The following is a 10,241-nucleotide window of genomic DNA, read 5'->3' as shown; positions in this document are numbered from 1 at the left end:
CAAACTGGGGAGATGAGGCACTGGCTGATACCAGCAAGGCCCGACTTACAGTATGAAATCATCTCCAGCGCGGGTAAAAATGACCATATCATTGAATTGAAAACCACAAAGCATGCACAAAAAAACTTTCCCGATGTTCCTGAAACGATTAAAGCGAGATTAATCAGCAAAACAATAAAGGGCAAAAGCTACCGTATATTAACCTCGATGACGGATAGATTGCGTTATCCAGGTAATGAAATTGTTGAATTATATTGTCATCGTTGGGAGATAGAACTTGGGTTTAGAGAAATCAAACAAACCATGCTTGATAGCGCATACCATTTAAGAAGTAAGCGTCCAGACATGGTGCGTCAGGAGCTATGGGCCGTGTTACTCGCCTATAATTTAATACGAAGAATAATGACGATGGCGGCGACAGTCACAGGGATATGGCCTAACCAGCTTAGTTTCTCTAGCAGTTCGATGGCTGTCATTCAGTATTTCTCGTCAGTATCTATAATGAGCCCAGGGAACATTCCAATACACTGGCAGCACTTACTCGATACACTGGTCTTATTTAAGCTGCCAGCTAGACGAGAGGATAGAAGATATCCCCGATGGGTTAAGCCAAAACCATCTAAGTATCCCCATAAAAAGAAAGATGCCAGTCAGCTTAACTGACTGGCATTAAGCCCAGGCTCCTTTTTTGTGCCTAAAAATAAGGGTTATCGAGCTTCAACTCTACTGTTTTACCTTTTTCGTAAGGTAACGAGTTTAAATCTTTTGCGAAATATTCATCAAATAAAGCATCAAACTCGCCATTTTCTTGCATTATCCCAAGCCCTTTTTTAATTGCCACTGCAAGCTCTGGCTTACTATTTGATACAAAATAATAAAACCCTGTTGGATAACTCATATATAAATTAGGTACTATCACTAGGTTACTTTGTTTATTTGCCGCTAGCTCTGAATTAACCTCGATAAATGAACGTGGGAAGTAATCAATACGCCCTGCACTTGTTAAGGCAAACATAGCCTGATAATTTGCAAACGGCCTTATATGCAGGCCATTAAACGCCATTATTTTTGTATCAGGCCAATCATGACCTTGCACCGCAGAAAGCCTGCCTAACTGCTCTAAGCTAGTAATACCTTTAAATCTAGCAATGCTGTTCTTACTTGTTAATAGTGCCCTTTTACCTATGTAGCCTTTAAATAATGGGATTTTAATCGCAATAGCTAAAGACTCTCTTTCGGGGCTGCTCATACTCCAGTATAAATCTAAATTTTTTGTATCTAGTGCTATTAAAGTACGTTGTTGATGGGGATGAATTAAAACGGGGTTAATCTCTGCAGGGTATTGTGCGCTCACCAATGCTTTTTCTAATAGCTCGTTAAGGTAGTCATCACGAGCATATTGCACACGCTGCTCCTGCGCTACATTTACGATATTTACCTCACTCGCTAAAGCGCTGCATACAAACAAACTTACTACGTTAATCAAATACTTTAATGGCAACATAATTATCACCCTAGTTATTATCGGTAGTTTTAATAGTTATTATTGATAGTTTAAATTATCGCGTTATTTAAGCTAAACAGCTTCCAGCGCCTAAATAAAAGATGGCGATATTATGTAACTGTACTTATTAATAACCGCGCTATTAATACTTATCTTAAATACATAGTACGACGTTACACTCATGGCGTGCTCTACAAAGTTAGCACTGTTTATTCATACTTGCACAGTAAAGCTAAAACAATCGTGAGCATAAATATATTACAGGCAATAAAAAACCGCTCAATGAGCGGTTTTTAAAGTAGTTACAAAACCATTACGGCATAGCGTCTTGGTCTGCGCCTTCTTTTTCTATCACTTCAGGTATTAAATCTTCTTTGCTTACGCCCATTGCTATAGCAACAGAGCTTGCAACATAAATCGAAGAATAAGTACCAATAAACACACCAAACAGTAATGCAGTTGCAAAACCATGAATGGTTTGTCCGCCCCATGCAAACAAGGCAATCAATACTAAAATAGTCGTGATTGATGTTACAAGTGTACGGTTAAGTGTTTGCGTAAGTGAAATATCAATAATTTCTATCGTATCGTCAATGCGTACCTTACGGAAGTTTTCACGTATACGGTCTGATACAACAATCGTATCATTGAGTGAATAACCAATTACCGCAAGAATTGCCGCTAATATAGTTAAATCAAACTCTAAACCTAATACCGAAAATAAACCCACAGTAATGATAACATCGTGTAGTAGTGCACCTACCGCACCTACTGCAAAGCGCCATTCAAAACGAAACGCAACGTAGATTAAGATACAAATAAGCGCAGTTAACATGGCAAGGCCACCCTGCTCTTTTAAGTCTTCACCTACACTTGGGCCTACAAATTCAATACGGCGCATTACTACGCTGTCGTCTGCTTTTTTAAGTGCATCGATTACTTGGTTACCAATTACTTCAGCTTTTACATCGCTACCGCGTGGTGCTAAGCGAACTAAAATTTCTTGACTTGAACCAAATAGCTGCACTGATGCATCAGCAAAACCATTATCAGCTAGTGCATCACGTACTTTTTTAAGGTCAGCCGGTTGTGAAAAACCCACTTCTACCGCAGTACCGCCGGTAAAATCTAAACCAAAGTTTAGGCCTTTGATAAAAATTGATACAAACGACGCTAAAATTAGTAGCGTCGAGAAACCCATAGCCACTTTTCGAAGAGACATGAAACGAAGGGTTCTACTACCCAAACTTAAAATTTGCATGTCTGCTCCTTAAATCGAAAGTTTATCAATGCGTTTACCACCAACAAATAAGTTGATTACCGCACGGGTACCAACGATGGCTGTAAACATTGAAGTTAAAATACCAATCGCAAGTGTCACTGCAAAGCCCGCAATCGGACCAGTGCCCACTGCAAACAGTATAATGGCAGCAATTAGTGTCGTGATGTTGGCATCAAATATAGTACTAAATGCGCTATCGTAACCAAAATGAATCGCTTGTTGAGGGCTACGGCCATCGGCCAGCTCTTCACGAATACGTTCAAAAATAAGTACGTTAGCATCAACCGCCATACCTACCGTTAATACAATACCGGCAATACCAGGTAGCGTAAGTGTAGCGCCCGGAATTAAAGACATAACACCTACAATTAGTACTAAGTTAGCCGCAAGCGCAAGGTTTGCAACCATACCAAAACCTTTGTAGTACACAAGCATAAATACAAGTACAAACGCAAAGCCAAGTGCAACCGCAGTCATACCCGCTTCAATATTTTCTTGTCCTAAGCTTGGACCTACTGTGCGCTCTTCAACAATTTGAATTGGCGCTACAAGTGCACCAGCACGAAGTAGTAAGCTTAAGTTATGTGCTTCTGCTGGGTTATCAATGCCGGTAATACGGAACGAGCGATCAAGACGGGCTTGAATCGTTGCTACGTTAATAACTTCTTCAACCTTAATAGGCGGAAGCGCTTTACCGTCTGCATCTTTTTTACCCGATGGCTTGTACTCAATAAATACCGTTGCCATACGCTTACCAATAGCACGCTTGGTAAAGGCATTCATTTTTGCCCCACCTTTGCTATCTAACGTAATACTTACTTGCGGACGTTGGTATTCATCAGCGCCAGATTGCGCGCCCGTAATATGGCTGCCCTCTAAAATAATACGCTTTTTAAGTACAACAGGGTAACCATCGCGGCTCATGATCATTTCAGTACCCGCTGGGATACGACCTTGGGCAGCAGCGCTAATATCTGCGTTTTCGTCTACTTCACGAAATTCAAGTGTTGCTGTCGCGCCTAAAATTTCTTTAGCACGTGCAGTATCTTGAATGCCTGGTAGTTGAACAATAATACGCTCAGCGCCTTGGCGTTGTACGTTAGGCTCTGCAACACCAATTTGGTTGATACGGTTACGAATAATCGTTTCATTTTGCTTGATAGCGTAGTCACGAATCTCTTTGAGTTTTTGCTCACTCATTGTCGCAAAAAATGCTTTATCGTTACTGCTGTCATCAATGTAGACATTTAGCGGGTAGCGAGTTTCTAAGAAACTCTCTGCAGCATTTTTGTCTTCTTCGGTACGCATTTCTACACGCATACGATCGGAGCCTGCTACGCGGCGAACACTACGATAACGTAGTTTTTCTTCGCGCAGGTCACTGCGAAAATCTTGTTCCATTTGCTCAAGCTGGTTATCAACCGCTGTTGCCATGTCGATTTCCATGGTGAAATGTACGCCACCACTTAAATCAAGACCTAGCTTCATAGGGTTACCACCAACCGCTTTTAACCAAGCTGGTTGAGCAGGTGCCATATTAATAGCAGAAATGTAATCATCGCTCAGCGAATCACGAAGTAAGTCATGCGCTTTAAGTTGCTCTTCAACATTTTTTAAACGAACTAAAATTTGTCCATCTTCAAGTATTGTCGATTTAGCGGTTACATTATTTGTTTTAAGGATTGCGTTTACTTTGTCTACAACACTGAGATCGACATCAGCGCCTTTAGCACCTGAAACTTGTATGGCCGGATCGCGACCATACAAGTTTGGAGAGGCATATAAAAGGCCAATGGCTACCACAGCTAAAACAAGTAAATACTTCCAAACTGGAAACTTGTTTAACACGGGGTCGTCCTTATTATTTTTATAGCGACTTCATTGTGCCTTTTGGCAATACTGCAGATACTGCAGATTTTTGTACTGTAACTTCTGCTTGCTCGTTTAAAGAGATAACTATGAAATCTTTCTCTTCAGAAATTTTCACAATTTTGCCCACTAAACCGCCTTGGGTAAGTACTTCATCACCTTTAGCCATCATACTCATTAGGCTTTTGTGCTCTTTAACGCGCTTAGCTTGTGGGCGGTAGATTAAAAAGTAAAAAACCAAACCGAAAATAGCTAACATTATTAGCATTTCCCAACCACCGCCTGCCGCAGGTTGACCAGCTGCTGCGTGTGCATTTGAAATAAATAAACTCATGATACTTCCTCTTTAATTTTAAAGTTTAATTTTTTATATCTGCTAACTCTGGCACATCTTGGCCTCGGCGAGCATAAAAATCTTGTACAAATTCTTCTAATTTACCTTCGCTAATTGCATTACGTAAACCTTCCATAACACGTTGATAGTAACGTAAGTTATGAATTGTGTTTAGTCGCGCACCTAAAATTTCGTTACATTTATCAAGGTGATGCAAATAAGCTCGTGAATAGTTTTTACACGTATGGCAATCACACTCAGGGTCAAGTGGCCCTGTATCTGTTTTATGCACTGCGTTACGTATTTTTACTACACCCGTGGTAATAAATAAATGGCCGTTACGCGCATTACGTGTTGGCATAACACAGTCAAACATATCAATACCACGGCGAACCGACTCAACTAAGTCTTCTGGCTTGCCTACACCCATAAGGTAACGAGGCTTGTCTTCTGGCATTTTAAACGCACAATGATCAAGGATATTCATCATTTCGTTTTTAGGCTCACCTACTGATAGGCCGCCTAATGCATAACCGTCAAAACCAATTTCTTCAAGACCAGCTTGTGATTGTGCACGTAATTCTGGGTACATACCACCTTGGATAATACCAAATAAAGCAGATGGATTATCGCCATGCCCTTCTTTTGAGCGCTTAGCCCAACGAAGAGATAACTCCATAGAATCTTTAGCTTCTTTTTCAGTCGCTGGGTATGGCGTACACTCGTCAAAAATCATAACGATGTCTGAACCTAAGTCACGCTGTACTTCCATCGACTTTTCAGGCGACATCATAATTTCATCACCATTTACTGGAGATTGAAATAAAACGCCTTCTTCAGTGATTTTGCGCATTGCGCCTAAGCTAAATACTTGAAAACCGCCTGAGTCAGTTAAAATTGGGAAGTCCCAATTCATAAAGTCGTGTAAATCACCATGTTGTTTAATGATCTCAGTACCTGGGCGAAGCATTAAATGAAAGGTATTACCTAAACATATTTGCGCACCAGTGGCTTTAACTTCATCTGGCGTCATACCTTTTACAGTACCGTAAGTACCAACAGGCATAAAAGCAGGTGTTTCTATTACACCACGGTCAAAAATTAAGCGGCCGCGGCGCGCTTTTCCGTCAGTACAATCTAATTCAAATTTCATATCATCCTCAATGTCGGAAAAACAGTCCAACAAGCTATAATTTAACCGCCTGATTCTACCCTTTTTGCCTCACTAATACTATTAGCTGCGATAAATTCAGTTTCGCCAATTGCCGCAAACAAAAACCCCAGCAACTAAGCTGGGGGTTTTAATATATTCTACTGAGTATTAAACAATATTTTGTTACTTACGTGTTAAAAACATGGCGTCGCCATAACTAAAAAAGCGGTACTGCTGCTCTATTGCAGTATTGTAAGCGCCCATAATATTGTCTTGGCCGCTAAATGCGCTGACTAACATTATAAGCGTTGATTCTGGTAAGTGAAAATTTGTGACCATGGCATCAACAACATTAAATTGATAACCCGGAAAAATAAATATATCGGTATCACCAAAATACGTATCTAACTTGCCGCCGTGAACTTTAGCAGCCGACTCTAATGAGCGAACTGAAGTTGTGCCTACCGCAATTACACGCCCACCATTTGCTTTAGTTTGCGCAACAGCTGCAACTACGTCATCAGGTACTTCTATGTATTCTGAGTGCATTACATGCTCATCAACACTATCAACTCGTACCGGCTGAAAAGTACCAGCGCCAACGTGTAGCGTAACAAAAGCCATGTTTACACCTTTACCTTTGAGTGCTGTCATTAACTTATCGTCAAAATGTAGACCTGCAGTTGGTGCTGCAACTGCACCTGGTTTTTCACCATAAACAGTTTGATAACGCTCACGGTCAGCATCGGTATCAGGTCGGTCAATATAAGGAGGCAGTGGCATATGGCCAATATCATTAAGTATATCTAACACGTTTTGGCTATGATCGAACTCAAGCTCAAATAAAGTATCGTGGCGTGCAACCATTATTGCCTTGGCTTTGCCTTCTAAAATAACTTCGTTACCGACCTTAAGCGACTTACTTGCCCGTACATGCGCAAGTACGCGATGCTCATCTAATACCCGCTCTACAAGTACTTCAACTTTTCCGCCTGAAGCTTTTTGACCAAACATACGTGCTGGAATAACGCGTGTATTGTTAAAGACCAATAAATCGCCTTCGTTTACTAAATCAAGTATATCGCTAAACACTTTATGTTCTAAAGTTCCGCTTGGGCCATCTAAAGTGAGTAGACGGCTGCTGGTTCTGTCCGCTTTAGGAAAACGAGCTATTAATTCATCAGGTAAGTCAAAGCTAAAGTCAGCCACGCGCATAATTAGTAATCCACATCATTTAAAATCGCGCCAAGTGTATATGTATCGGATATTAAGCTCAAGAAATCAGCCAAACTTATAATGTCTGTTTGCGTGTTTGCCATTAAATTCTCTTGTTCTTATGGTTAAATGTCACTATTCTTGTTCGGCTAAATTATTATAAGTTATATTAGGGGTGTTCAACTCGTGCCAAACCAGCTTAAATTGCTAATATTAAACGCAAGTAGTGCTGAACGTCGCGCGATTAAGGGCACTTTAGAGAGCTTAAATGTATTTACCTTTATTGATGCCCAAGACAGCCAACAAGCTTTAAAGCTTTTAAAACAACACCCTGTTGATATTATAATAACGGGCATTAATGTTGGTAAAATTGATGGCTGGCGCTTTTCTAGGATGATCCGCTCAGGGTTATTAAAAACACCAAAAAACACACCAATCTTACTTATTCCGCCAATTTACTGTGAGCGGATTGCCGAAACAACAGCCCGAAGCTATGGGATAGATGCTGTACTACCGTTTGAGCACAAAGATATGCTCCCTCAAGTACTTGCGAATGTTTTATCTACTCACTTAGAAAAAAGTAGCCGGCTAAACTTATTATTATTAGAGCCACTTCAAAATACGGCCGACAAAATAAGTGAACAGTTAAAGTTAAACTTTGCTATCACTCACGTAACTTCAGCTAAAGCGGCACTTAACGCTTATAACCAACAGCAGTTTTCAATTGTGCTACTCGATGCCACTACATCAAGTGCAGAGAGCTCGAGTGTACTCGTTGAAGAAATCCTCCAGCACAATTCTAAACAAGCTATTGTTACAATTATAGAAAGTGACGATGCCGATTACGCTGAGCAGCTTTTGCTTTCGGGTGTTACCGACTTTATTAGAGCCCCTTACGATCCTTCATTTTTAAACAAAGTGTGTGACCACGCCGCACGGCGTGAAGATTTTATGGTGAGTTATGCTGAATTTGCTTACAAAGTAGAACAATTAAGCGTGAGCGAAGTGCGTTACAAAGAGTTATTTTCAGCTCATCAGCGTATTTTATTGCACTTAAATACAGTTGTTTTAGAGCTCGATCAGCAAGGTAATATTCGTTTTATTAACCCCGCATGGGAAACATTAAGCGGTTTTGGTGTTAAATCATCACTACAAAACCCATTAAGCGCTTATTGTAATAACGAAGATAAAGGAAGGCTTGACTACACTATCAACGATATTTTACATGGTGGCGAGCAACAGCAACAAATAGAAGTAAAGTTAACCCACAAAAATGGCAATTTAATTTGGGTTGAATGCAGATTGCAGCTAATAAAAAATAGTCGTAATAACGCGACTATAACCGCAACTATCGACAATATACACGAACGAAAGCAAGCTGAGATTCAACTACGTCATTTAGCACACCATGACCCATTAACTGGTTTACATAATCGTTATTATTTTGATCAACAGCTTAATAAAATATGCCAAGATAAATACACCTATGATGGCATAGAGCATGCTGTTATTTATATTGACCTCGATCACTTTAAAATAATAAACGACAGTAAAGGCCATCATCAGGGCGATATAGTTTTAAAAGAAGTGGCGCAATTATTTAAAGCAAATATTGGCGACGATCACCTGGTATGCAGAATTGGTGGGGATGAATTTGCAGTCATACTTACTAATATGAATTTACTGGATGCACACCTTATTGCAGAAGGTGTGTGTAGTGCGATAGAAAAACATGCTTTTAAATCAGAAGATCAGATATACACTATTAGCTGCTCTATTGGTTTAACTCAAATCACGACACAAAATAACGACCCTAATGAGTGTTTAAAACAAGCCGATATTGCTTTGTATATTGCCAAAAACCTAGGGCGTAACTTAGTACATTGCTATTCAAAAGAAGATGCTCAAAACAATACACTACAAACAGGGCTTGAATGGGGCCACGAAATTCGCCAAGCACTACAGCAAGATAATATTGAACTACATTACCAACCTATTTGGGATTTTAAAGAGTGTAAAGTTGCTTATTTTGAAGCGCTTTTACGCTTAAAACTAAAAGGTGAACTCGTATACCCAAATCAGTTTATTCCCTCTTTAGAAATGCTTAACGACACATTTTTGATGGATCAATGCGTTATACGTAATGCTATTGCTTGTGTATCTAAGCACCCAGAGTTAAACCAAGTTGCTATCAATTTGTCTGCACAATCGTTCTTAGATGAACGCTTATTGCCATTAATTGAATCAAACCTTGAAAAGTATAACGTGCCTGCTTCGCGGATAATTTTTGAAATAACTGAATCTGCGAGTATTAATAACCTAAAGGCCACTCGTAAAATGATTGAGAAGCTTAATAGCTTAGGCTGTCATTTTTCTATCGATGATTTTGGAACTGGATTTAGTACATTTAATTATTTAAAACAGCTACCAGCACAGCATGTGAAAATTGACGGCTCATTTGTCAGTGATATGCTCAATGACCCTATAGATTTAGCGTTAGTAAAAGCAATAAATGATATTAGTCGGTCTCTCGATAAGCGCTCTGTAGCTGAGTACGTTGAAAACGAAGAGATATTTTTTGCACTAAAAGAAATTGGTGTTGATTATGGGCAAGGCTACTTTATTGCACGCCCAATACCTGTTGAAAAAGTAAAAGATGAACTCGAAAAAATTTCTAAAAATAAAACGTTTTACCAACAACAAGCTAGCCCAAAATAAACAAAATTAAACAATTTTAATCATTTTATTACTACCAATATTACCTTTCTTGCCTATACTTTCAGCATCAAATAAAAAATGTCGTGACTTTTTATGTATTTCACTTTAAAAACATGACATTACCTTTTGGCGGCGTAGTACCGATATTTATAGTGGGTTTCAAAGC

8 protein-coding genes are annotated in these 10,241 nt (G+C 39.6%); 2 read left to right on the top strand and 6 right to left on the bottom strand.

Annotated elements, in window-relative coordinates; all coding sequences use genetic code 11:
• The coding region (locus QT16_RS15175) for an IS4 family transposase (protein WP_039486445.1) at positions 1-663 on the top strand (663 nt) is incomplete at its 5' end.
• Between the two features lie 31 nt (positions 664-694).
• On the opposite strand, the gene QT16_RS15170 is transcribed toward QT16_RS15175, so the two are convergent.
• The 6 genes from QT16_RS15170 to queA form a co-directional block, all read right to left on the bottom strand.
• Positions 695-1,504, bottom strand: a complete 810-nt coding sequence (locus QT16_RS15170; RefSeq protein ID WP_039489077.1) for a substrate-binding periplasmic protein — start codon at positions 1,502-1,504, stop codon at positions 695-697.
• Positions 1,505-1,817: 313 nt separating this feature from the next.
• Positions 1,818-2,765, bottom strand: a complete 948-nt coding sequence (gene secF / locus QT16_RS15165; RefSeq protein WP_039489075.1) for a protein translocase subunit SecF — start codon at positions 2,763-2,765, stop codon at positions 1,818-1,820.
• Between the two features lie 9 nt (positions 2,766-2,774).
• Complete coding sequence (gene secD / locus QT16_RS15160) at positions 2,775-4,634, bottom strand: protein translocase subunit SecD (protein ID WP_002957829.1); 1,860 nt, start codon at positions 4,632-4,634, stop codon at positions 2,775-2,777.
• Between the two features lie 19 nt (positions 4,635-4,653).
• Positions 4,654-4,989 (bottom strand): preprotein translocase subunit YajC, encoded by a 336-nt coding sequence (yajC, locus tag QT16_RS15155; RefSeq protein WP_002957830.1) that lies wholly within the window; start codon positions 4,987-4,989, stop codon positions 4,654-4,656.
• Between the two features lie 25 nt (positions 4,990-5,014).
• Positions 5,015-6,142, bottom strand: a complete 1,128-nt coding sequence (gene tgt, locus QT16_RS15150; protein WP_002957831.1) for a tRNA guanosine(34) transglycosylase Tgt — start codon at positions 6,140-6,142, stop codon at positions 5,015-5,017.
• Between the two features lie 183 nt (positions 6,143-6,325).
• Positions 6,326-7,357, bottom strand: a complete 1,032-nt coding sequence (gene queA / locus QT16_RS15145) for a tRNA preQ1(34) S-adenosylmethionine ribosyltransferase-isomerase QueA (RefSeq protein ID WP_039489073.1) — start codon at positions 7,355-7,357, stop codon at positions 6,326-6,328.
• Between the two features lie 186 nt (positions 7,358-7,543).
• Between queA and QT16_RS15140 the strand changes: the two genes are divergently transcribed.
• The gene (locus QT16_RS15140; protein ID WP_039489071.1) at positions 7,544-10,075 is read left to right on the top strand and encodes a two-component system response regulator; all 2,532 of its coding nucleotides are present in this window, start codon (positions 7,544-7,546) and stop codon (positions 10,073-10,075) included.
• The last annotated feature ends 166 nt before the right edge of the window (positions 10,076-10,241 follow it).

This window comes from Pseudoalteromonas distincta (assembly GCF_000814675.1).
Lineage (GTDB): Bacteria > Pseudomonadota > Gammaproteobacteria > Enterobacterales > Alteromonadaceae > Pseudoalteromonas > Pseudoalteromonas distincta.
Note: the sequence above shows the minus strand (reverse complement) of the source record. Positions and strands in the feature narration are given on the sequence as shown.

Coding starts and splice junctions, on each gene's coding strand:
- QT16_RS15170 (WP_039489077.1), bottom strand. CDS start 1,504: ATGTTGCCATTAAAGTATTTGATTAACGTAGTAAGTTTGTTTGTATGC.
- secF (WP_039489075.1), bottom strand. CDS start 2,765: ATGCAAATTTTAAGTTTGGGTAGTAGAACCCTTCGTTTCATGTCTCTT.
- yajC (WP_002957830.1), bottom strand. CDS start 4,989: ATGAGTTTATTTATTTCAAATGCACACGCAGCAGCTGGTCAACCTGCG.
- tgt (WP_002957831.1), bottom strand. CDS start 6,142: ATGAAATTTGAATTAGATTGTACTGACGGAAAAGCGCGCCGCGGCCGC.
- queA (WP_039489073.1), bottom strand. CDS start 7,357: ATGCGCGTGGCTGACTTTAGCTTTGACTTACCTGATGAATTAATAGCT.